Origin of the sequence: Streptomyces sp. FIT100 (assembly GCF_024584805.1) — a bacterium.
GTDB lineage: Bacteria > Actinomycetota > Actinomycetes > Streptomycetales > Streptomycetaceae > Streptomyces.
Genome location: NZ_CP075715.1, coordinates 4,082,764 through 4,105,187, shown reverse-complemented (window position 1 = coordinate 4,105,187; position 22,424 = coordinate 4,082,764). Strand labels below are relative to the sequence as shown.

General features: G+C 71.4%; 17 protein-coding genes. 11 read left to right on the top strand and 6 right to left on the bottom strand.

Annotated elements, in window-relative coordinates; all coding sequences use genetic code 11:
- Positions 1–126: 126 nt before the first annotated feature.
- On the top strand, positions 127–558 hold the full coding sequence (locus KK483_RS18415; RefSeq protein ID WP_262006304.1) for a hypothetical protein: 432 nt from the start codon (positions 127–129) through the stop codon (positions 556–558).
- A 27-nt stretch (positions 559–585) separates the two neighbouring features.
- On the opposite strand, the gene KK483_RS18410 is transcribed toward KK483_RS18415, so the two are convergent.
- Positions 586–1,434 carry an MBL fold metallo-hydrolase gene (locus tag KK483_RS18410; RefSeq protein WP_262006303.1) on the bottom strand — a complete coding sequence of 283 codons (849 nt, stop codon included), beginning with the start codon at positions 1,432–1,434 and terminating at the stop codon, positions 586–588.
- A gap of 207 nt (positions 1,435–1,641) precedes the next feature.
- Here KK483_RS18410 and KK483_RS18405 point away from each other — a divergent pair, with 207 nt between their 5' ends.
- The gene (locus KK483_RS18405; RefSeq protein WP_262006302.1) at positions 1,642–2,343 is read left to right on the top strand and encodes a TetR/AcrR family transcriptional regulator C-terminal domain-containing protein; all 702 of its coding nucleotides are present in this window, start codon (positions 1,642–1,644) and stop codon (positions 2,341–2,343) included.
- A gap of 93 nt (positions 2,344–2,436) precedes the next feature.
- Here KK483_RS18405 and KK483_RS18400 read toward each other — a convergent pair whose 3' ends face one another.
- Positions 2,437–3,927, bottom strand: a complete 1,491-nt coding sequence (locus KK483_RS18400; RefSeq protein WP_262006301.1) for an FG-GAP-like repeat-containing protein — start codon at positions 3,925–3,927, stop codon at positions 2,437–2,439.
- A 78-nt stretch (positions 3,928–4,005) separates the two neighbouring features.
- A complete protein-coding gene (locus KK483_RS18395; RefSeq protein ID WP_262006300.1) occupies positions 4,006–4,497 on the bottom strand; it encodes a hypothetical protein in 492 nt (163 codons plus the stop codon).
- Between the two features lie 456 nt (positions 4,498–4,953).
- Here KK483_RS18395 and KK483_RS18390 point away from each other — a divergent pair, with 456 nt between their 5' ends.
- From KK483_RS18390 to KK483_RS18370, 5 genes are all read left to right on the top strand, one after another.
- On the top strand, positions 4,954–8,211 hold the full coding sequence (locus KK483_RS18390) for an ALF repeat-containing protein (protein ID WP_262006299.1): 3,258 nt from the start codon (positions 4,954–4,956) through the stop codon (positions 8,209–8,211).
- A gap of 14 nt (positions 8,212–8,225) precedes the next feature.
- Positions 8,226–8,492 (top strand): hypothetical protein, encoded by a 267-nt coding sequence (locus KK483_RS18385; RefSeq protein WP_262006298.1) that lies wholly within the window; start codon positions 8,226–8,228, stop codon positions 8,490–8,492.
- Positions 8,493–8,576: 84 nt separating this feature from the next.
- Positions 8,577–9,014 carry a hypothetical protein gene (locus tag KK483_RS18380; protein WP_262006297.1) on the top strand — a complete coding sequence of 146 codons (438 nt, stop codon included), beginning with the start codon at positions 8,577–8,579 and terminating at the stop codon, positions 9,012–9,014.
- Between the two features lie 122 nt (positions 9,015–9,136).
- The gene (locus KK483_RS18375; protein ID WP_262006296.1) at positions 9,137–10,117 is read left to right on the top strand and encodes an endonuclease/exonuclease/phosphatase family protein; all 981 of its coding nucleotides are present in this window, start codon (positions 9,137–9,139) and stop codon (positions 10,115–10,117) included.
- A 5-nt stretch (positions 10,118–10,122) separates the two neighbouring features.
- A complete protein-coding gene (locus KK483_RS18370) occupies positions 10,123–12,069 on the top strand; it encodes an FUSC family protein (RefSeq protein ID WP_262006295.1) in 1,947 nt (648 codons plus the stop codon).
- Between the two features lie 162 nt (positions 12,070–12,231).
- Here KK483_RS18370 and KK483_RS18365 read toward each other — a convergent pair whose 3' ends face one another.
- On the bottom strand, positions 12,232–12,633 hold the full coding sequence (locus tag KK483_RS18365) for an RNA-binding S4 domain-containing protein (protein ID WP_262006294.1): 402 nt from the start codon (positions 12,631–12,633) through the stop codon (positions 12,232–12,234).
- Between the two features lie 85 nt (positions 12,634–12,718).
- On the opposite strand from KK483_RS18365, the gene KK483_RS18360 reads away from it, so the two are divergent.
- Both KK483_RS18360 and KK483_RS18355 read left to right on the top strand, forming a co-directional pair.
- Positions 12,719–14,185 (top strand): APC family permease, encoded by a 1,467-nt coding sequence (locus tag KK483_RS18360; protein WP_262006293.1) that lies wholly within the window; start codon positions 12,719–12,721, stop codon positions 14,183–14,185.
- Between the two features lie 76 nt (positions 14,186–14,261).
- On the top strand, positions 14,262–15,248 hold the full coding sequence (locus tag KK483_RS18355) for a hypothetical protein (protein WP_262006292.1): 987 nt from the start codon (positions 14,262–14,264) through the stop codon (positions 15,246–15,248).
- Between the two features lie 103 nt (positions 15,249–15,351).
- Here the strand turns inward: KK483_RS18355 and KK483_RS18350 are convergent, their stop codons facing one another.
- Positions 15,352–17,412: a PhoX family phosphatase gene (locus tag KK483_RS18350; protein WP_262006291.1), complete on the bottom strand. Its 2,061-nt coding sequence runs from the start codon at positions 17,410–17,412 to the stop codon at positions 15,352–15,354.
- A gap of 280 nt (positions 17,413–17,692) precedes the next feature.
- Here KK483_RS18350 and KK483_RS18345 point away from each other — a divergent pair, with 280 nt between their 5' ends.
- Both KK483_RS18345 and metG read left to right on the top strand, forming a co-directional pair.
- Positions 17,693–19,687 (top strand): VWA domain-containing protein, encoded by a 1,995-nt coding sequence (locus KK483_RS18345; protein WP_262006290.1) that lies wholly within the window; start codon positions 17,693–17,695, stop codon positions 19,685–19,687.
- 86 nt (positions 19,688–19,773) lie between these two features.
- Positions 19,774–21,429, top strand: a complete 1,656-nt coding sequence (metG, locus tag KK483_RS18340) for a methionine--tRNA ligase (RefSeq protein WP_262006289.1) — start codon at positions 19,774–19,776, stop codon at positions 21,427–21,429.
- 175 nt (positions 21,430–21,604) lie between these two features.
- Here metG and KK483_RS18335 read toward each other — a convergent pair whose 3' ends face one another.
- A complete protein-coding gene (locus KK483_RS18335) occupies positions 21,605–22,360 on the bottom strand; it encodes a hypothetical protein (RefSeq protein ID WP_262006287.1) in 756 nt (251 codons plus the stop codon).
- Positions 22,361–22,424: the final 64 nt, after the last annotated feature.

The following is a 22,424-nucleotide window of genomic DNA, read 5'->3' as shown; positions in this document are numbered from 1 at the left end:
GGAACAGCCCGTAACGGGCACGGGCGGGCCGGATCAGGCCGGATCAGGCGGTGCGGATCGCCGCCCCCTTCACCCGAACGGCCCAGCCGACATGCCGGACGGGCGCCTCCGCCGCACGATGACCCCATGAGCCAGAACACAGCACCGCGCGGTCAGGGCCACCGGACCGGCACGAGCACCGACGCCTGGTCGGCGGGCGGCACGCTCTTCGCCGGTGTCCTGATGACCGTCGTCGGAATCATGGACATCATCGAGGGCATCGCCGCCATCGCGGAGGACGACGTCTACACCCGCATCGGCGACTACGTCTTCTCCTTCAGCCTCACCGGCTGGGGCTGGATCCATCTGATCCTCGGGGTCATCCTCGTCGTCACCGGCTGGGGAATCCTCAAGGACGCCGAATGGGCCCGGGTCGCCGGTATCGCGCTGGCGGCGCTCAACATCGTCGCCCAGTTCCTGTTCCTGCCGTACCAGCCGGTCTGGGCGATCTTCTCGATGGCCATCTCGGTCTTCGTGATCTGGGCCCTGGCGACGGACAGGACCACCGCCAGGGTCTGAGTCACGTGGGGGGGGCGGGCGGGACCGCTATTCGCCGTTCGCCAGCAGGTCGAACTCGTGCGCGTCGTGCGACGAGAAGACGCGGACCAGCCGCGGATGTGCCCTGCGCAGCTCCATCAGCCGTTCCAGCTGACTCAGCCGCAGTTCGTGGTCGTCCGCGACGAGCCGCTGGTGGAGAGCGAGGGGACGGGGGCAGCGGGGGCGGCGCAGATCGACCTCGCCGTGGAAGTAGTACGCATCGCCCGCGTGCAGCAGCCAGCGGTCCGGCTCCTGGACGGCGACCGCGCTGTGGCCGCGGGTGTGGCCCGGCAGCGGCACCAGCAGGATGTCGGGTGCGCGCAGCACCCGGGCCGCGGGGAAGCCGAACCAGTCGGAGTCGGCGGTGTCGTGGACGACCCAGTCGACGCCGTGCGCCCACAGCGCGGGGAGATAGCGGTTCACTTCGAGCCGGGTGTCGCGGCGCATCGCCGAGCGGTACTCATCGGCCATCACATGCACCCTGGCCTGCGGAAAGTCGGCGATGCCGCCCGCGTGGTCGAGGTCGAGGTGGGTGATCACGATGTCGGTGACGTCGTACGGGTCGTAGCCGAGCGCCCGCACCTGGTGCACGGCCGTACGGGAGAGATCGAGCTCGGGACGCATCGTGCGGCGGAACAGCGCCCCGAGCCGCCGCGGGTCGGAGACTTCCGCCGCGCCGAGCCCCGTGCCGACGAGGGCGAGTCCGCTGCCGGTCGGGATCAGCAGGCAGTGCGAGACGAGCGGAGCGGCGCCGATGGGGCGCAGGGGGGCGCAGTCGAGGTGGTGGATCGTACGGGCCGCGCGCGAGCGCCGCTGGGGGACAGGGTGCCGGGGAACGGGGGTGGTACGCACAGACATCTGTGCCTCCTGCTGCCAGGGGGAGACCCGGCGGGGGGCCGGGCTGGGAGAGGATGGTGGCTGTGCTGACGTGGATGGCCACATTTCACCTTGCCTCCACCGCAGTTGTGCCACTTACACCGTAAGTACGAGCCACGAGCGAAGCACTTACGCTGTAAGCCGTCAAGCGTTACCGCGCGTAGCCACCCGAAAGAGGAGCGGCCACCCATGGCCCACGGAACCAGACGCGAACTCCCCCGAACCCGTGAGCCGTTGACCCGGGAGCGGATCGTCGGGGCGGCGCTGGCGATCATCGACGAGGAGGGCGTGGACGCGCTCTCCATGCGCCGGATCGCGGCACGCCTGGGGGTGCAGGCGATGTCGCTCTACAACCATGTGCGGAGCAAGGCGGACATCCTGGACGGGGTCACCGAGTTCATCACGACCGAGATGCGGATGCCCCGGCGGATGACCGGCGGCTGGGAGGACGGCATCCGCTCGATCGCGTACGCCTTCCGACAGGCGTCGCTGCGCCACCCGCGCGCGTGCGAACTGGTCCTGATGCGCCAGCTGTCGACGCCGACGGCGCTCGCACCGGTCGACACGATGCTCGCGATGATGCTCGACCACGGCTTCGACGAGGAGACGGCGGTGCACGCGCTGCGCCTGTTCATCTCCTTTCAGGTGGGCACGCTGCTGCGGCAGTTCCACGGCTCGACGGCGCTGGGCGGCGGCGCTGCCGACGAGGGCGACACGGCGGCACGGGAGGCCGTCCGCACCGCGTACTTCGCGGATTCCGGCTTCCCGGCGGTGGCGAAGGTCGCGCCGGTCCTTGCGGTCAACGACCACGAGGCGGAGTTCGCCTTCGGCGTCGAGCTGCTGATCGACGCCCTGGGAAATCTGGCCCCCACACCCCCTAGCGGTTCGTGACCGGCGAGGGGCAGCCGAACCTGCGGCCTGACGAGTGCGTTCGTCGCCCGTTACCGCGTCACAGCGCTGCCGGGGCTGACCATGGCTGGGCGGTCAGGGCTGGGTGATGACCGGGGTGGAGAAGTTGCCCCTACCGTTGCCGAGGTAGGTGTAGAAGGTGCTGGCGCCCCGCAGGGCGAGGAGATCGGCTTTGCCGTCACCGTCGAAGTCGCCGCCGGTGATCAGGCGGGTGCTCTTCCATCCGGAGCCGACCGCGGTGCCCGGGTTGAAGCCGTTCTTGCCATTGTTCGTATAGCTGAACAGGGTGCCGTTGTCGTGGACGGCGGTGGCGTCGGCCCTGCCGTCGCCGTTGAAGTCGCCGCCGGCGATCAGGCGGATACCGGACCAGCCCGCACCGGCCACGATGCCGCGGCCTACCTTGCCGTCCGCGGTGCCGGGGTAGATGTACAGGGTGCCGTCGTCGTGAACCGCGAGCAGGTCGGTCTTCTTGTCGCCGGTGAAGTCGCCGACGGCCAGAAGGCGCATGCTGTTCCAGCCCGTGCCCGCCGTGACGGCCGTCCCGAAGCCGCCGGCGCCGTTGCCCGGGTACGTGAGCAGGACTCCGTTGTCGCGGATCGCGACAATGTCGGACTTGTTGTCGCCCGTGAAGTCACCGGCGGTGATGACACGGCTGGTGTCCCACTGCACGCCGATCTGGCGGCGGCCCGTGAAGCCGCCCTTGCCATCGCCGGGATGGGCGTGGAGCTTGTTGTCGTTCTTGTCGATGGCGATCGCGTCCGTCTTGCCGTCGCCGGTGAAGTCCCCAGCCGCCAGCTGACGGGCCCAGGTCTGGTTGACCGTGGCACTCATCCACTCGACGAGGTCGTCGGTGCGGACCGCCTGGGCGTTGGTACGGGTATCGGACTCGCCCAGACAGCCACCGTGCCAGGAGCGGATGCCGATACCCACGAGCTCGGTGCCGTTGTCGGTCTCGCGCAGGAGGGGGCCGCCACTGTCGCCCTGACAGGCCGAGTCGGTCCGGGTCTTGCCGGAGATGAACAGGGTGGTGTCGGTGACGCTGTCGACCTTGAAGGCCGCGGTGTGGACCTTGTTCGGCGCCCACTCGGTCCCGGTCCGGCCCAGTCCGGCGAAGGTCGCCTCGTCACCGGCGGCCAGCGGGGTGTCGGCCAGGGCGACGGGGGCGACGTCGACGGGGGCATAGGAAGCCAGGCGGGCCATCACCACGTCGCGGCCCTTCGCGGGCACCAGCTCGGCAATCTCGCTCGTATGGGCACCGTCGGCGAACAAGTCGGCGCGGTCGACGATGACGGTGGTCTTCTGCTCAGGCCTGCCCGCCCTTACCTGGGCCGGGTCGTCCGCGAAGCAGGAAGCGGCGGTCACGATCCACTCACGGGACACCAACGCCCCTGAACAGCCACGCACCGGGGCACCGTCCCCGACGAGCACCTTGGCGGTGAATGCGTAACCGTCAGCCGCGACCGGCCCGGCGACAGCACCCGCAGGGGCGGGAGACATGAGGCCGCCAGTCACTGCAGCCGCGGTCAGGCCGGTGACCCAGGCGGTGCGGAAACGTCGAGAGGACATGAGTTCTTCCTTGTCGAACTGGGGGACGGCGTCGAGGAGGTGATTCAGGCCGGCCAGCCGTGAGCCGCGCGAGGTGGGCTACTTGCTGGTGCGGATCTCGACGAGCACATGGTCGCGGCTCTCGGGATCGGTGGTCTCGCCGATGCCTTCCCAAGCGTTCTTGCCGACATCGTAGGACTTGGTCCTGTCGTCGACGATCATCTCGATGTGGGCCTTGTGATCGGCGGTCTGCACACCGGTGACGTCGGGAACCTCCAGCGTGAGGTAGCCCTTGGGACCGATGGTGCGGAAGCAGAAGTCCTCCCGGTCCCGTCCGATGAACCTCATGAGACCCGGCGCGCTGTCGCATTCGGCGAGCACGATGTGCCCGTCACCACGCTTCAGCTTGAGGTTCTTCTCCTTGAGGATCCTCTCCGCGTCGGGGTAGTCGAAGCTTTCCACCGCCGAAGGCATCGACAAAGCCTCATTGGTGACGGCCTCTCCCGTAGGGACCGCCGCGCCGGCTATTCCGGCGACCAGCAGGCTGGCACTTGCCGCTGCGGGGATCATCCAGCGCCATCGCACGCGCATGAAAAACCAATCCTCTCTGTGGAGTTGGAAGGAGACCGAGCAAGTCGGCAGCCCGGCTTGGGTATTCGAGAGCAGCGACGGAACTGCGACCACTCCGGGTGTCAAAGAATTTCATGCACATCGGGGACCGAAGGACCAATGGAACGTGACAAAGATCATCTTCTTCTGCACTTTGACGCCTTGGAGCGTCCGGCAGGGACGAAAGTCCCACGAGCAAAACCGCAGGCAGAGCGGGGGGTTGGCTTTCCGATAGCACTGCCGAAGCCGAACCGCTGCGGGACTTTGGTCCTTTATTTACCTGTGACTTACACGTGATGAGGTGTCAGGCGGCTGTTTTCGACGGCCGTCATGGATTCCCCGTTCCGCCCTTCTCTTTAAGGATGGTGAGGCCTCATCATGAAACGGTCCGCATGGTCCCGCGCCACATTGTGTGGTGCTCGGGCCAGGAGCGCAGCTGTGGTCGCGCTCGGCACGTCGGCTGTCATGCTCTGCACGAGCGTGGCTCAGGCAGCCCCCGCCGATCCTGCTGGTGTGCCCCTTCCCTCCGGCAGCCGCGCGCAGGCGGTGAGCGAGTGGATGGCCGGAGGAAAGGGGGTGAAACGCGAAGCCCGTAAAGCCCTGCTGGGCAATGACGAAGATCTGCGGAAGTTCTTCACCACCGGCCTGCGCCGGGCCTCGGCGGAGGACGCGCGGGTGACGATCCTCAAGCTGCTGCCCACGGCCGGGAAGGGGGTTTCCGAGGCCGCGCAGAAGGCTCTGTCGGGCTCTGAACAGGATGTGCTGGACTTCGTGAACTCCGGCATCGAGAAGCACTTGCAGGATGACCGCAGGGTCGCGGTCCTGCGGGCGATGAGTGAGGGTGGCCGGGCGGTCGACCGCGAAGGCCAGAGAGCACTGAACGACGGCAGCCCGCAGGCGTTGGACGCGTTCTTGCAGAGCGGATGGCCCAAGGCTGCCTTCGAGGACAACCGCGTCAAAGTCCTGCAGTTGATGAACACCGGGGGTCCCGCTCTGCAGGAAGCCGGGAAACGTGCCATGAACGGCACGGCTCAGGACCTCGTTCGCTTCCTGGAGAACGGTCAGTATCTGGCTCAGGCGCGTGACCAGGAGCTGATGACGGTGACGCAGCTGGCCGAAGCCGCGACGGAGGCCGGCGAGGAGGCCAAGTCCGCGACCGATCAGGCCAAGGAGGCAGCGGCCCGGGCCGACGTGGCCGCGGATCTGGCGAAGAAGGCGGCGGAAAAGGCTGCCAAGGAGACCGTTGAGGCCAAGGGCGAGGCGGACAACGCCAGTGCGGCGGCGAACCGGGCGGCACAGGCCGCGGAAGGAGCAGCAGGAGCGGCACGAACTGCGGTGGAGGCGTCGAACACGGCCGTCGCCGCCGCCAGGACCGCGGCGAGGGCAGCCTCGAACGCGGCGTCCGCGGCCGCGGCGGCGGGTCAGGCCGCAGCCCGCGCATACAACGCGGCGAACGCGGCGATCGGGGACCGGGGCAAGGCCGGAGACGCCCGCAAGGCGGCCCAAGTAGCGCGGGAGGCCGCCGCGGGAGCCAAGGACGCCGCCGCGGCCGCGAGCCACGCGGCGGACGCGAGCGCGGCTGCCGGGGATTCCGCGGCAGCGGCAGCGCGGGCGGGGCAGAACGCCGCCGCGGCCGCCGCCGCGTCCGCCCGCGCCAGTGAGCAGTCCGGGGTCGCCGCGAGCGAGGCCAAGCGGGCACGTGAAGCCGCCGCGACCGCCCGCACCGCGGCAGGCCAGGCCACCAGGTCCGCGGGTCGTGCGCAGAACCTGGCGGCCCAGGCGGCCGATGCGGCGCGGGCGGCCCATCTGCACGCCAACGCTTCGGCCGGCCACGCCGAGCAGGCAGCCAAGGCCGCTGACGAGGCAGCCGACCATGCGGGCGAGGCCGACGCGGAGGCCAAGAAGGCCACCGCCCACGCCGACGCGGCGTTGAAGGCCGCCGAGGCCGCCGCAAAGGCCACCACCGAGGCCACCACTGTCAGCAAGGTCGCCCGCGAAGCCGAGCAGTACCGGCTCGAGCAGGAGGAAGCAGCCGCCATCGCGGACGCCAGACAGCTCGCCGTGCTCGGCCAGGAGATGGACCAAGCCACCGACCGCGCGCAGACCCAGGCAGCCCGGATGAGCGAAGAGACCAAGAAGCTCCTCGCTGACGCCGCCGAGAAGGCGGCCAGTGACAAGGCGGCGGGGGCAGCCCTTGCGCGCGAGGCCGCGCTCAACCTGATCGGCAATGACGGATCCTGGACTCGGATGGCCGCCGGCAATGCCTTGTCCGGCACGGACACGGACATGCTCGACTGGCTCGGCTCCGGGCGACTTGCGGCACAGCGGGAGGACGACCGGGAAACCGTCCTCCATGTCGCCACCATCGGCACTGCCAAGACCGCGGCTGCCGCCGAGCAGGCCCTCAAGGACAGTCCACGGGCGGTCGAGGAGTTCCTGACCACTGGCATGTTCGAGGGGCAGCGTGACGAATTCCGGATCCAGGTCCTGCGACTGATGGAAGGCGCCGGCAAAGGTGTGCGAGAAGCAGGGACGAAGGCGCTCAACGACGGCTCGGCCAAGGCGCTGAGTACCTTCCTCACCACCGAGTACCCGCGCGTCCTGGCTGACGACAACAAGGTGGAGACGCTCCGCATCCTGGACAAGGGCGGACCGCATGTGCAGTCCGCCGCCCGTATCGCCATGGCCGGACCGGACTGGATGAGGAACGTTTTCGTCACCCAGATCCAGTACAAGGCCGCCCAGGCCGACCAAGACACGTACACCCATGAAGCCGCCATCAGCACCCAGCTCAGCATCGCGGCCCGCACCACTGCCGAGGCATACGAGAACGCCAACACCGCTGCCGCGGCAGCGGCCTGGGCCCGTGGCCGGGCCGAAGACGCCAAGCGGTACGAGGCCGCCGCCAATAGGTCCGCGGCGGACGCCCAAGACCAAGCCCGGCGGGCCAAGGAGAGCGCACAGGCTGCCGACAAATCGGCCGCCGAAGCAGCCTCTTCCGCGAAACTCGCCAAGGACGCCGCGGCAACCGCCCAGAAGTCCAGCAGGGCAGCCAACTACTCGGCAGCCCAGGCCACCAGCTCAGCCGCCCAGGCCAGCAGCTACGCCGACACCGCTGCGTCCAGGGCGGCCACGGCACGCCAGGCCGCCCTGGACGCAGGCAAGGACGCGGCCGAAGCCGGCCGTGCGGCCCAGCAGGCACTTGCCTCCGCCGCCGAGAAGCGCAACCAGGAACAGCTCGCCGCAATTGAAGTCGCCCGCAAGCAGGCCGAGACCGACGCCGCCAACCACTACAGGCCCCAGGACGACCCGAAGAACGACCACTCCTCGCAATTCCCCTCGCACAGTGACGCAGGAGTGCCCCCCGAAGTACGCAACATCGTCGGATTCTTCAGCCTGCGAGGGTTCTTCGACACTGTGGCTCTCTCACTGCTGGGACGGACCGATGAAGCGAAACAATCTTTCAAGGGATTCATCGGACCGTTCATTGTGGGCCAGTCGTTCGGGTACGCGATCAGTGGAGGCCAGAAAGTCGGACTGGTCGTGGGAGCAGGCGGAGCAATAGGGGCTAAGATCTTCGGGTGGCCTGTGGCGTTCGGTGCCACCATCGTCGACTACCTGCTCCCCGAAGGCGGGCCCGTCCGATACCTCGAACCCGGGCCACTCGACCACCGCCCCAAGCCCTCCATCATCTGAAACAGACTGCCATAATGCCCATAAAAGCCTGGCTCAATTCAACCAAATCCGGAAAGGTCACCAAAGGATTCATCAATACCGTCAGCGCCATGCTTCTTGGCTGGAGGATGCTGCTACTCAGTTGCGGAGGGGTATTGGTAGGGTTTTCCAGTGTCGTCAACCCGCTCCTCAGCCTTGGCGTATTCGAGCGGCTGCTGATGCTGGGTCTGGGGATAACTTCCCTAGCACTTGCCATTGCGTCGTATACGTACATGAAGAACTCGAACAAGTGGAACTGGTAGACCCACGAGATCAGTCCCGGTCTCCGTAGCTTTCCCTCGGTCGCCCGAGTGGCCGAACGAGGCGACCGGGCGCAGTCTGGCCGTATGGAACAGGTACGTGGCGCCAGTGGCGCCCTCCTCGCCGCCGCCGCGCTGATCGCGGCGTCGCTCGTCGGATGCTCGGACACGACGGAGACCCCCGAATCCCTGTCGGCGCGCGCGAGTGAGGTCGTCGCGTCGGCGTCGGCCCAACTGGGGGACATCCGCGGCGCCATCAACGCCAAGGACGATGTGAAGGCGGGTCCGACCAAGAACGAGGACGGCCGCGCCGTCTCCGAGATCACCGCCACCAACAGCTCCGGCAACACCGCGGACTACACGGCCCTGGTCAGCTTCAAGGACGCCGACGGCAACGTCCTCGACGCCGTCGTCGTCACCGTCGAGGACATCCCCGCGGGTGCCTCGAAGACGGCCGACGCCCGCAGCAACCGCGCACTCTCCGGTACGCCCCAGGCCGTGATCGGCCAGGCAGTGCGCCACTGACCCATCGTTCGGGGCGGCCTTGCGGGCCCCCCGAGACCCCGCCGCTGCGACGGCCGGCGGACACAGCCGACGCAGGCGCAGCGCCCGCAGAACTCCTGCCCGTCGCCACGCGTTCGACGGGCATGGACCCTCTCCGCACGGGCCCGCCGGCCCCGAGGCGCGTCGCCGCGTGGGCCGCCGGGGCGCTGCTCGTCGGCACGGCCGCGGTCGTCGGCTGCCGTGCCGCCGGCGTGGACGCCGACACCCCCGTGCCGCAGTTGCTCGCGTTCCTGCCGTGGCTGCTGGTCCCCGGGGGCCTCGCGCTGCTCCTCGCCGCGCTCGCCCGGCACCGCCCGCTCGCCGCCGCCGCGGTCGTCGTCCTGGCCCTGACGGGCTGGTACGCGCTGCCGTACGGGGCCGGCGCGACCGCCCCGGGCGGCCCGGTCGTCGCCCGGCTCCGCGTACTCACCGCCAACGTGGAGTTCGGGCAGGCCACCGGGGACCTGATCGCCGCCGTCCGCAAGGAGAAGCCGGACCTGCTCTTCGTGCAGGAGTGCGACCACTCCTGCACCGCCGCCCTGGCCGCCGAGCTCCCCCGCACCGACTACCCGTACCGGCACGTCGTCGACGGAGACCTCGCCTCCGGCTCGGCGATCCTCTCCGTCCACCCGCTCACCCGCCTGACCGCCGGCATCCCGGCCACGCTGGCCATGCCGGGCGCCGAGGCCCGGATCGGAGGCCGCACGGTCCGGCTCCAGCTCGCCCATCCGCTGCCGCCCGTGCCCGGCGGCACCGGGGCCTGGCGCGCGGAGCTCGGCCGGGTGCGGGCGTACGCCGCCGCGAGCAGGGGCACGCCCACGATCCTCGCGGGCGACTTCAACGCGACCCAGGACCACGCCGCCTTCCGCCGCGTCCTCGACGCCGGGGAGCTGCACGACAGCGCCCGTGCCGCGGGCGCCTCCCGGACCCCCTCCTGGCCCGCCGCCGCGCCCCGGCCGCTGGGCGCGCAGATCGACCACGTCCTGGTGAGCGATGATTTCGGCGTACGCGGTGCCCGGTTCCTCGATCTCGCCGGCACCGACCACCGCGCACTGCTCGTCGATCTCGCACTGCACAGTGGGTGACCATCGTGGACCGTGACCGTGTGCGGCTGGCGCCGCCGGCCTGGCTGGTCACCGGCCTGCGCCCGCAGCCCGCGCCGATCCCCTGGGCCGCCGTCGCCCGCGCCTCCGTGGCGCTCTCCGCGCCGCTCGCGGTCGGTTTCGCCACCGGCCGGCCGGAGTACGGGGCGCTCGTGTCCATGGGCGCGCTCTCCGGAGTCATCGGCGACACCGCCGACGCCTACCGGATGCGGATCTTCAATATCGCGGTCCCGCAGCTCTTCGGCGCCGTCGGCGTCACCGTCGGCACGCTCGTGTACGACGGGGGCTGGACCGCGGTCGCCGTGCTCACCCTCGTCGCGCTCGTCTCCGGGATGATCTCGTCGATCGGCGCGGTCGCCTCCGTGTCCGGACTGCTCCTGCTGCTCAACGCGGTGATCGGAGCCGGGCTGCCACTGCCGCAGCCCTGGTGGACGGCGCCCCTGCTGCTCTCCCTCGGAGGGCTGGTCGTCCTCGCCCTCGCCCTCCTCGGCTGGCCGCTGCGCGGCGGCATGCCCGAGCGCTCGGCGGTCGCCGGTACCTACCGGGCCGTCGCGGATCTGCTGGAGGCGGCGGACAGCGACACGGCCACGTACGACGAACGCCGGCAGGCCGTCACCCAGTCCCTCAACACCTCCTACGACCTGGTGCTCGCCCGCCGCACCCGCGACCACGGCCGCAATCCGGCCCTCGTCCGGCTGCTCGCCCAGCTCAACGCCGTCATCCCGGTCGTCGAGGCCGCGCCCGCCGCCCACCAGCGCGGACGGCCCCTGCCGGAGCCGATCCCGGCGGCGGTCCGGGCCCTGGCGGACGCCGTCGAGCGGGGCCGCACGGGACCGCCGGGACCGGACCTGCCGCCGCCCCGCACCCCCACCGAGCGGGCCGTCGACGACGCGCTGCGGCACGCGGCCACCGTCGTGCACGAGGCCGACCCGGACCCGGACAACGTCGACGACCGGCTCGGCCGGCCCGCCGCGCTGCGCATCCGGGCCCGCCGCACGGCCCGCAACGTCCTGCTCTCCGAGGCGTCCTGGCGCTACGGCCTGCGGCTCGCCCTCTGCATCGGCCTCGCCCAGGCCCTGGTCTCGCTCGTCGTCCTGGACCGCTCGTACTGGGTCGCGCTCACCGTCACCTTCGTCCTCAAGCCGGACTTCGGCTCGGTCTTCTCACGGGCCGTGGCACGCGGTCTCGGCACGGCGGCGGGGCTCGTCGTCGCCGCGGCCGTGCTGGCGGAGGTGGAGCGGGGCTGGTGGGACGTGCCCGTCATGATGGTGCTGGCCGCGCTGATCCCGGCGTTCTCCGCGAAGGGGTACGCCTTCCAGACGGCGGCGATCACCCCGGTCATCCTGCTCCTGTCCGACCTGCTCAACCGGCAGGGCACCGCGCTGCTCAGGCCGCGGCTCGTCGACAGCCTCATCGGCTGCGCGATCGCGCTGGTCGCGGGCTATCTGCTGTGGCCGGAGAGCTGGCACACCCGCATCGGCGACCGGCTCGCCGACTCCGTCGGGGCCGCGGCGCGCTATGTGGAGCTGTCCTTCGCCACGGACGGCGACGTCGAGCGCGGCGAGCGTGCGCGGGCCAGGCGCCGGCTCTACCGGGACCTGTCGGCGGTGCGCTCCGAGTTCCAGCGGGCGCTGACGGAGCCGCCGCCGACGGGGACACGGGCGGCCGCGTGGTGGCCGCTGGCGGTCGCCGTCGAGCGCATCGCGGACGCGACGACGGCGGCTCGGGTGCGGGTGACGCACGGTGCGGAGCCGCCCGAGCCCGACGAGGTGGCGTCGATCGCCCGCGAGCTGCGGGAACTGGCGGACGGGCTCCGTTCGAGCAAGGAGCTGTACACGGTCCAGGCCGACCTCTCGGGCGACGAGCGTTCGGTCCTTGCGCCGCTCCGCCACGAGGTGGCGGCGGCGCGGGCGATCGCCTCCGCACCGCGCTGATCCGCCCGATCCGCAGCGGAACCCCGCCTTCGGGAGCCCGGCCTTCCGGGAGCCCTCCGCCTTTCGGAAGTCCCGCCTTCCGGGAGCCCCCGCCTTTCGAGAGCCCAGCCTTCCGGGAGCCCCCGCCTTTCGGAAGCCCCGCCTCGTACGCCGGGGCCCCGGTCAGGGGCGGGGTGGCGGGGAGGCCGACCCGCGCAGCCGCTCCAGCTCCCGGCGGTCCCGCTTCGTCGGGCGGCCGGTGCCCCTGTCCCGCAGGCCCATCGGCGCCGCGAACTCCCGCGGCGGCGGAGGCGGGCTGTTGTCCACGTAGCACTGCACGGCCACCGGCGCGCCCACCCGCTTGCGGATGATCTTCGACACGACCACGATCCGCTCCCGGCCCGCGTGGAACACCCGTACCTCGTCCCCCGCCTTCAGGGGGTGCGCAGGCTTGACCCGGTCGCCGTTCACACGGACGTGGCCGGCCCGGCAGGCCGACGCCGCCTGGGAGCGGGTCTTGGTGATCCGCACGGACCAGATCCAGCTGTCGACCCGAACGGTCCCTTCCGTATCTGTCTCCGCCATACCGACGAGGGTACGGGGGGCGACTACGATGCGCTCAGTTCCCCGTTGATCCATCGCCATATGCCCTGCCACACAAGGACATTCGATGACCAGCAACTCCGGCAGAGGGCTCCAGCCCAACGTCCTCGGCACGTTCGACACGATCGTGATGGCCGTGGCGGGCAGCGCGCCCGCGTACTCGCTCGCCGCGACCACCGCGGTCCTGACCGGAGCCGTCGGTCTGGCCAGCCCCGCGGCGCTGCTGTACTGCGCGATACCGATGTTCGGCATCGTCCTGGCGTTCAGCCGGCTCGGGCGGATCGACGTCAACGCCGGCGCCAGCTACTCCTGGGTGGGCCGCACCCTCCACCCGTTCCTGGGCTTCCTCTCCGGCTGGGCCCTGGTCGTCTCGGCGACGATCTTCATGGTGGCCGGCTCGCTGCCGGCCGGCGCGATGACCCTCGCACTCGTCGACCCCGGCCTCGCTGACAACACCGTGCTCGCCACGGCCGTCGGCGCCTGCTGGTTCCTGGTCATGCTGCTCGTCGTCCTCGGCGGCGCCCGGCTGACCGTGCGCGCCCAGCTGCTCATGTCCGGCGTGGAACTGGCCCTCCTGCTGCTCTTCCTCCTCGGCGCCCTGCTGCACAACGGCGCCGCGCACGCCTTCGACTGGTCGTGGCTGGGCTTCGGCCACTTCGACGGGGCGTCGGGCTTCGCGTCGGGCGCGCTGATCGCCGCGTTCTACTACTGGGGCTGGGACGTCACCAGCAACCTCAGCGAGGAGACCCGCAACAGCCGCAGGACGGCGGGACTCGCAGCCCTCGTCGGCGTCGGTGTCGTGTTCCTGCTCTTCGAGGCGTTCACGATCGCCGTCAACATCATCCTCACCAGCGAGCAGATCCAGGGGGGCAGCGGAAACGTCCTCGGTGTGCTCGGTGACGCGATCTGGCCCGGCGTCGGCGGAAAGCTGCTGATCGTCGCGGTGATGCTGTCGACCGTGGCCACCCTGGAGACCACCCTCATCCAGGTGACGCGCTCGCTCTTCGCGATGGGCCGCGACCGTACGATGCCGGCGGCGCTCGGCGCCGTACACCGCCGCTGGAACACGCCCTGGGTGGCGATCGCCGTCGTCGGCGCGGTCGCCCTGGCGATGTTCGTCGCCGCGACGGCGCTCGGCTCGGTCGGCGTCATCATCTCGGACGCGGTGAGCGCCATCTCGCTCCAGATCGCCGTCTACTACGGACTCGCCGGGATCGCCGCGGTCGTCGCGTACCGCAAGATGCTGCTCACCTCGGCGGCGAACTTCCTGCTCGGCGGGGTGTGGCCGCTGCTGGGCGCCGTGTTCATGTTCTGGACCTTCTTCGCCTCGCTGGGCGAGCTGAGCCGCGCGGCGGTGGCCATCGGGCTGGGCGGCCTTGCGGCCGGGCTCGTGCCGATGATCTGGTACTGGCGGCGGGGGAGCGCCTACTACCGGCCGGCGAAGCTCGACGCGGTCCGGGCGATCGAGGTGGAGACGCCCTACCCGGGCTCCGGCTCCGGCCGCCGCTCGGACGCCATGGCCACGGACTTCTGACACCCGGCGCCGCAGCGCCCCCGGAGCACACCCCAAGGACCAGCACGCAGGCAGACCCCAGAAAGCAGGCGCCACCATGGCCGCTGCCCGCCGCCGCTTCGAGCCCGTCTTCGACCCGGACTCCGGCGACCGTGCGCTCACCGAGGCCCGTCACGACATCGTGATCGGCCGCTGGCAGGGCGTACGGGACCTGCTGCACGCCACCGGCGAGGACTGGCCGCGGCGCACGCACCGGGTACGGCTGCTCGCGCACGCGGCGGCGGGTTCGTCGGCGGTCGAGTCCTGGCGGGCGGCCGAACCCGGCAACCCGGACGCGGCCGTGCTGCGCGCCGCGACCGAGGTCGTGCGCGTCTTCGACGAGGCCATCGCGGCGGGCCGGGGCGCGGCCGTCGACCCGGCCCGGGTCGACGTGGCGGTGATGGTCTGCCTCGGCGCCGCGGACGCCGCGCCCGCCGACCCGATGCCGTGGGTGTCGCTGCTGACCGTGGCCAGGCTGTACGAGGGCGGTGTCGGACGGCGCCGACTGCACGGCTGGTGGGACGAGTTGCGCCGCCGGGACCCCGGCAGCATCGAGGGCCATGTGCAGCTGCTGCGCTACTGGTCGGCGCGGTGGCACGGCACGCACGGCGCGATGTACGACATCGCACGCGACGCGGCGGGCGCGGCGCCGCCCGGGTCCCCGCTGCCCGTGCTGGTGCAGATCGCGCGGGTGGAGGAGTTCCGTTACGTGGCCGAGGGCGCCCTGGGCCGACGGCACCGGGCGGCCTCGGCGGGAGGTTCGGCACCGGACTTCGGCCAGCACTGGAAGCACGAGCTGGCGGTGTCGGAGGTGCGGCGCACCTGGGAGCGCTGGATCGGGGGCCGGGAGAACGGCCCGGTGCTCCCGGAGGAGATCCCCGAGCTCAACTACCTCACCCACGCCGCCTGTTACGCCGGTGAGACGGAGCTGGCGCGAGGGCTGTTCGGGATGCTGGGCGCACGGGCGGCACGGGTGCCGTGGTCGTACACGGGCGATCCGGCGGAGCAGTTCGTACGGTTCCGCACGGCGACCGGTCCGGAGTGACGGGCGAGCCCGGACTGCTGCTCCTCCCTGCGGGCCCGGCGGGAGCGGCCGGGCCCACAGGGGTCACTGGAGTCTCAGGGCCTGTCGTTCCGATCAGGCCGGATCAGACGCCGATGTCGCGGCCGTCCTTGCGGTAGACGGCGACGACCGACGGGCGCACGATGCGGCCCGGTCCGTCGGGCCACGCGGACGCCGGCTTGTCGACGGTCGCGCCGTCGATCTCGCCCGGGTGCTGCACGGCGACGAGCACGCGCCGGTCCTGGATGATCGGACCGCAGGTCTCGGCGCCCTTCGGGACGGTGAGGAACTGCTTCAGCTCACCGCGCCGCTCGCCCTGCGTGGCGACACCGAACAGACCGTCGTGCGAACCGAGCTGGGCGCCGTCCGTGGAGATCCACAGGTTGCCGTGCGGGTCGAACGCCACGTTGTCCGGGCAGGAGATCGGGCTGACCGCCTCCTTCGGGTACCCGGCGAAGTAGGTGGCCGGGTCGTTCGGGTCACCGGCGACCAGGAAGAGCCGCCAGGCGAAGCCGTCGTTCGCCGGGTCGTCCCAGTGCTCGGCGAGCTCCAGGATCTGGCCGTGCTTGTTGAGGTTGCGCGGGTTGGCCTCGTCCGCGCCGGCCTTGCCCGCCTTGCCGCGGTCGGTGTTGTTGGTGAGCGCGATGTACACGCGGCCGCTGCGGGGGCTCGGCTCGACGTCCTCGGGGCGGTCCATCTTGGTGGCGCCGACCTTGTCACCGGCGAGGCGGGTGAAGACGTACACCTCCTCGGCGGTCATGCCCTCGACGTGCGAGACATCGCCGGTGGCCAGCGGGATCCACACGCCGCTGCCGTCGAACTCGCCGTCGTTCGGGAGCTTGCCGGTGCCGTCGATCTCGGCGGCCGGGGAGTCGCCGGTGAGCTTGGCGACGTACAGCGTGCCCTCGTCGAGCAGCGTCAGGTTGTGCTCACGGTCGGCGCGGCTGCTGCCCTTCTTCATCCGCTTCGACGAGACGAACTTGTAGAAGTAGTCGAAGCGCTCGTCGTCGCCCATGTAGACGACCGGGCGGCCGTCGCGGGTCAGCCGCGGCTGCGCGGCCTCGTGCTTGAAGCGGCCCAGCGCGGTGCGCTTGCGGGGCGTGGAGTCGGGGTCGTACGGGTCGAGCTCGACGACCCAGCCGAAGCGGTGCGACTCGTTGGGCTCCTGGGCGGCGTCGAAGCGCTTGTCGAACCGCTCCCACTTGCGCTCGGTGGCGGCGGTGCCGAGGCCGTAGCGCTTGTCGGTGGCGCTGGAGCCGTTGGCGAAGTACTGGTTGAAGTTCTCCTCGCCGGACAGGATCGTGCCCCACGGGGTGGTGCCGCCCGCGCAGTTGTTGAGCGTGCCGAGGACCTCGGTGCCGGTCGGGTCGGCGGAGGTCTTCAGCAGGTCGCTGCCCGCGGCCGGGCCGGTGAGCCGGAACTCGCTCGTCGCGGTGATGCGGCGGTTGAGGTAGTGGCGCGTGACGGGCGTGAGCTTGCCGCTCCGGTGCTCCTCCTGGACCACGACGACGGAGAGGCCGTGGGCGGCCCAGGCGATCTCGACCTGCTCGCGGGTGGGGTTGGCGGAGTCGTAGTTCCGGAACATCAGGACTTCGTCCGTGTACTCGTGGTTGGCCACGAGTACCTGGCGGCCGTGCTCGCGCAGCGGGAGCAGGCTCAGGAAGTCGTTGTTGTAACCGAACTGGCCGGCCTGCGCCTTGGCGGTCTGCTTGTCGGCGTCGAAGGCGGGGGCGTTGCGGAGGATGGGCTCGCCCCAGCGGATGACGACGTTCTGGGTGTAGCCCTCGGGGACCGTCACCTGGTCGGCGGTGTTCGGCGCGACCGGCGTGAAGCGGAGACCGCGGGCGCCGTCGGCGGTGCCGCCGTGACCGTGGCCGTGGCCGCCGAAGGCGGTGGCCGCAGCCTCCGCGGACGGGGCGTTGCTCGCCACGACGGCACCGCCGGCGGCGGCGACGACGGTCGCGGCGGCGGCCGTACGCATCATGGAGCGGCGGGAGAGCGCGCCGGCGATGATGTCGCCGACGTACTCGTTGTCGCTGGTGTTGGGCACCTCGTGGAAGCAGGCGTCACCACAGCGGTAACGGCACGTGAGAGCGGACCGGCCGCCCGCGTGATTCGAGCTCAGGAGCGGCAGCAGCTTGCGCACTTCTTCCCCATCCCCTTCGGCGCACCCCGCGCCGACATTGTGTCGGAATACGTCCGGCCGTGACGCTAGGCGCACACATGTGCACTGCGGCGGCGGACAAATGAACGAGGGATGAATGCGGGTCGACCGGGGCGGTCTTGACACCGGAGGGGGTTGCTGAGCTGAGCTACGGGCGGCCGCTAACCTTACGTGTCCGTCGTGGCCGGCGATGCGGGGCTGCCGCCCCCGGCGCACTGGACCGGACATGGATCGCACCCAATTCACGCGAAAGGCCTCGCCCATGGGCATTCGGAGCTTGCTGCGCAAGGTGTTCGGACGCGAGCGTACGGAGCCGTCGTCCCCGGTGGCCCCGGCGACGACCTCCACCGCCGCCGCCGTCCCGCCCCAGGCCGAGGCGCCCTCCCCCGAGGACCGCGCGGCCGACCTCGTGGCGGCGGCCTTCGACGCCCCGGCGCCGAGGCCGACGATCCCGTCGGCGCGCTCGGAAGCGGCGACGGTGACGCCGGACGGGGACGGGGCCGCGGACGGGGACGCGCCTGCGCCCCAGGCGGAGGCGGTGGCCGCCGACGCGGCCGCGGACGCGGACGCCGAGCCGGTCGCTGCCGCACCCGAGGCGGACCCCGCGCCCGCCACCGACGACGACCCCGCCACGGAGGCGCCCGCAGCCGACGTCAGCACCGACGAGGCTCCGGAAGCCGCCGAAAGCACGACCGAGCTCGCCGAGGCCGAGCCGGCGACGGCGGCCACCGAAGAGGCACCCGCCACGACGGCGCTCCCCGAGCAGCGCGGCGACACCACCGAGGCGGAGCCCGCCGAGGCCGCCGAGGCGACGCCGGTGTCCGCCACGGCCGAGGACACCGGGAGCGACACGGCTGACGAAGCCGAGGCACCCACCGCGACCGGGATCCCTGAGCAGCGCGGCGAGGCCGCCCAGGCGGCGGACACCGCCGACGCTGAGACGCCCGCGCCTGCGCCCGGCACCGAGGCCGAGCAGGTCGCGGCCACCGCCGAGGAGAAGCCCGAGCAGGTCACCGAAGGCGACACCACCACGGACGAGCCCGCCACGTCGGCCACGGACACCGCCGGCACCGAGGCCGCACCCGCCGAGGCTGAGAGCAAGCCGGTCGCGGCCACCGCCGCGGACACGGGCGCTGGCGAGGCCGCCCAGGTAGCGGACACCGCCGAGCTGAAGCCCGAGCAGGTCACCGAAGGCGACACCACCATGGACGAGCCCGCCACGTCGGCCGCGGACACCGTCGACGCCGAGGCGCCTGCGCCCGGCACCGAGGCCGCACCCGCCGAGGACGAGCCGGTCGCCACCGAGGACGAGCCGGTCGCGGCCGCCGCCGAGGACACGGGCGCCGAGGCCGAGCAGAACGCCACCGAGGACCAGCCGGTCGCGGCCGCCGCCGAGGAGAAGCCCGAGCAGGTCACCGAAGGCGACACCACCACGGACGAGCCCGCCACGTCGGCCGCGGACACCGTCGACGCCGAGGCGCCTGCGCCCGGCACAGAGGCCGCACCCGCCGAGGACGAGCCGATCGCGGGCGCGGGCGCGGGCGCGGGCGCGGGCGCCGGGGACGGTAAGCCCGCCCACTCGCTCGCCCGGCTCAAGGCGCGGGCCGCAGGGCTCGTGGGGGCGTACAAGGCCGCGGGCACCGTGCTCAAGGACGCCGGGGCCGCGGGGGCGCGGGCCCGGGTGTACCTGGTGCTGGACCGGTCCGGGTCGATGCGGTCGTACTACAAGGACGGCAGCGCGCAGCAGCTCGGCGAGCAGGTGCTCGCCCTCGCCGCGCATCTCGACGAGGCCGCCACCGTGCACGTCGTGTTCTTCTCGACCGACATCGACGGGGCCGGGGAGCTGACGCTCACCGACCACGAGGGCCGGGTCGACGAGATGCACGCCGCCGCCGGGCACATGGGGCGCACCAGCTACCACCGCGCCGTCGAGGAGGTCGTCGAGCACTACGAGAAGTCCGGCGCCGAAGGCCCCGCCCTCGTCGTCTTCCAGACCGACGGGGCGCCCGACGCGAAGCAGCCCGCCAGGCAGGCCCTCACGGACACGGCCGGCAGGCCGTTCTTCTGGCAGTTCGTGGCGTTCGGCCAGTACGAGGCCAAGGGCTTCGACTTCCTCCGCAAGCTCGACGCCGACGAGGACGCCGGCAACGCCGCGTTCTTCCACGCCGGGCCCGACCCCCGCGAGCTCACCGACGACGAGCTGTACCGGGGGCTCCTCGCCCGCTTCCCCGGATGGCTGGGCAGCCGCGACAGCTGATCGCCACCGCGCGGGGCGGGCCCGCCCGCTCCGGGCCCGTCCCGCGCGTGTGAGTCGATCTTCTGTCGGCCGTTAGGATTTCGACCATGGCGGCCACTGGATCCGAGAAGCAGGGGGCGAGCGAAGCCGTGAAGGCTTTCTACGTGTCGACCCCCATCTACTACGTCAACGACGCTCCTCACCTGGGCCACGCCTATACGACCGTCGCAGGCGACGTGCTCACGCGCTGGCACCGTCAGCGCGGCGAGAAGGTGTGGTACCTCACCGGCACGGACGAGCACGGTCAGAAGATCATGCGTACCGCGGAGGCGAACGGCGTCACCCCGCAGGAGTGGTGCGACAAGCTCGTGGAGGAGGCGTGGAAGCCCCTCTGGGAGCACCTGGAGATCGCGAACGACGACTTCATCCGTACGACGGAGAAGCGCCACACGGACCGCGTCCAGGAGTTCGTGCAGGACCTGTACGACAAGGGCGAGATCTACAAGGGCGGGTACGAGGGCCCGTACTGCGTGGGCTGCGAGGAGTACAAGCTCCCCGGCGAGCTGCTGGACGGCGAGGGTGAGTTCGCCGGGCAGAAGCTGTGCCCCGTGCACAAGAAGCCGGTGGAGATCCTCAAGGAGGAGAACTACTTCTTCAAGCTCAGCGAGTACGGCCCGAAGCTGCTGGAGTTCTACGCCGAGAACCCCGGCTTCATCCAGCCCGAGTCCGCCCGCAACGAGGTCGTGAACTTCGTCAAGCAGGGCCTTCAGGACCTGTCGATCTCCCGGTCGACGTTCGACTGGGGCATCCCGATCCCGTGGGACGAGAAGCACGTCATCTACGTGTGGGTCGACGCCCTGCTCAACTACGCGACGGCGGTCGGCTACAACGAGAACCCGGCGAAGTTCGAGGCGACCTTCCCGGCGAACGTGCACCTCGTCGGCAAGGACATCCTCCGCTTCCACGCGATCATCTGGCCCGCGATGCTGATGGCGCAGGGCCTGCCGGTGCCCGGCAAGGTCGCCGCCAACGGCTGGCTGATGGTCGGCGGCGAGAAGATGTCGAAGTCGAACCTGACGGGCATCAAGCCGCAGGACCTGACCTCGCACTTCGGCGTGGACGCGTACCGCTGGTACTTCCTGCGCGCGATCGCGTTCGGCCAGGACGGCTCGTTCTCGTGGGAGGACTTCACCGCCCGCTACACGAGCGAGCTCGCCAACGACTACGGCAACCTCGCCTCGCGCGTCGCCGCGATGGTCGGCAAGTACTTCGGCGGGGCGCTCCCGGAGGCGACGGCGAACGGCGAGGCCGAGAAGGCGGTCCACGAGGGCCTGGCGAAGGCCGTCGCCGAGGCCGACCGGAAGATCGGCGAGGAGCTGGACTTCCAGGGCGGCATCCTGGCGGTCTTCGACTTCGTGAAGCAGGTCAACGGCTACATCACGGAGCAGGAGCCGTGGAAGGTCGCCAAGACCGCATTCGATCATGCTGCTGACGCAGCGGGGTCGGAGGAGGGCCGGGCCCGCCTCGCGACGATCCTGTACACGGCGGCGGAGTCCCTGCGGGCCGTGGCGGTGCTGCTGAACCCGGTCATGCCGGACACCTCGCAGAAGCTGTGGGACTCCCTGGGCGCGGAGGGGTCACTCGGCGCCCTGGCGGACCAGCGGGTCCAGGACGCGTCGGACTGGGGCCGGCTCCCGGCCGGTTCGACGGTCACGAAGGGCGCGGTGCTGTTCCCGCGCCTGGAAGAGCCGAAGAAGGGCTGAACCCTCGGCGCGGGAGCACACGGGGGTCTGGGGGTCGCCCCCCAGAAGATGCAGTCCGCGCCTGGAGGAGAAGCCCGCGCAGTAGCGGGCGCGGGAGCGACGACGGCCGCGAAGGGCCCGGGGACCGTGAGGTTCCCGGGCCCTTCGCGCGTCAGCGGCCCAGCGCGCCGGCCCGTCAGCGTGCCAGTGATCCCCCGTCGCCCATCACCACGACCGGATCGCGCTCCGGGTCCAGCCACAGCAGCAGCTCCCGCATCTGGTCCAGCTCCAGCGACACGCACGCCTGCGTGGGCCCGTCGTGGTCGACGTGGAACCAGACGCCGCCGCCGCGGTCCCAGCCCATGGGCCGGGTGCCCTCGTCGTAGAGGGGCGACGTGCCCGGCCGGCGGTTGTAGTTGATGGCCACGACGTAGTCGAACGAGCCCTCCAGCGGCTCGCCCAGGAAGCCGGTGCCGGCCACGGTGAACAGCGACGGGGACTCGTGGTACGGGAGCTTCGTGCCCGGGTCGGGCAGCCGGCCGCCCGCGTCGGTGAGGCCGAAGACCCCGGTCGGCGAGCGGTTGTCGCCGGCCCAGTGCTCGTCGGTCCAGCCCTTGAGTCCGTTGTGGGCCGGCCAGGGCCCGACGACGGCCTGCCAGCCGCGCCCGGGGTCGCGCTCGTACAGGACGACCTCGGAGTTGCTGGAGTCCGCGTCCTCGCCGGTGACGACGACGGCCTGGGAGGTGCCGTCCGGGATGAGGCGGCGGGTGTCCGGGCCGAGCCCGGGGATCTCCGCGGGCCCGGCCCGCACGATCTTCGTCGGCAGCTCCGGCCCGGGGGCCGGCGGCGGCGGCTCCGCGGGCGTCGCGCAGCCCGCGAGCAGCAGTACGGCGGCCAGCAGTACGGCGGCGGGACGTGCCGCCGCTGCTCTGGTCAGTAGGGTGCTCAGCACTCCGCGGTCCTCTCGTGGTCCGTCACCGGTCGTGTCCCTTCCCGCTGACGGAGCCCGCCGTCGG

What these genes read in the sequence shown, in the direction of transcription:
- KK483_RS18415 (WP_262006304.1), top strand. Translation starts at nt 127, where the DNA reads ATGAGCCAGAACACAGCACCGCGCGGTCAGGGCCACCGGACCGGCACG.
- KK483_RS18410 (WP_262006303.1), bottom strand. Translation starts at nt 1,434, where the DNA reads ATGTCTGTGCGTACCACCCCCGTTCCCCGGCACCCTGTCCCCCAGCGG.
- KK483_RS18405 (WP_262006302.1), top strand. Translation starts at nt 1,642, where the DNA reads ATGGCCCACGGAACCAGACGCGAACTCCCCCGAACCCGTGAGCCGTTG.
- KK483_RS18400 (WP_262006301.1), bottom strand. Translation starts at nt 3,927, where the DNA reads ATGTCCTCTCGACGTTTCCGCACCGCCTGGGTCACCGGCCTGACCGCG.
- KK483_RS18395 (WP_262006300.1), bottom strand. Translation starts at nt 4,497, where the DNA reads ATGCGCGTGCGATGGCGCTGGATGATCCCCGCAGCGGCAAGTGCCAGC.
- KK483_RS18385 (WP_262006298.1), top strand. Translation starts at nt 8,226, where the DNA reads ATGCCCATAAAAGCCTGGCTCAATTCAACCAAATCCGGAAAGGTCACC.
- KK483_RS18380 (WP_262006297.1), top strand. Translation starts at nt 8,577, where the DNA reads ATGGAACAGGTACGTGGCGCCAGTGGCGCCCTCCTCGCCGCCGCCGCG.
- KK483_RS18375 (WP_262006296.1), top strand. Translation starts at nt 9,137, where the DNA reads ATGGACCCTCTCCGCACGGGCCCGCCGGCCCCGAGGCGCGTCGCCGCG.
- KK483_RS18365 (WP_262006294.1), bottom strand. Translation starts at nt 12,633, where the DNA reads ATGGCGGAGACAGATACGGAAGGGACCGTTCGGGTCGACAGCTGGATC.
- KK483_RS18360 (WP_262006293.1), top strand. Translation starts at nt 12,719, where the DNA reads ATGACCAGCAACTCCGGCAGAGGGCTCCAGCCCAACGTCCTCGGCACG.
- KK483_RS18355 (WP_262006292.1), top strand. Translation starts at nt 14,262, where the DNA reads ATGGCCGCTGCCCGCCGCCGCTTCGAGCCCGTCTTCGACCCGGACTCC.
- KK483_RS18345 (WP_262006290.1), top strand. Translation starts at nt 17,693, where the DNA reads ATGGGCATTCGGAGCTTGCTGCGCAAGGTGTTCGGACGCGAGCGTACG.
- metG (WP_262006289.1), top strand. Translation starts at nt 19,774, where the DNA reads ATGGCGGCCACTGGATCCGAGAAGCAGGGGGCGAGCGAAGCCGTGAAG.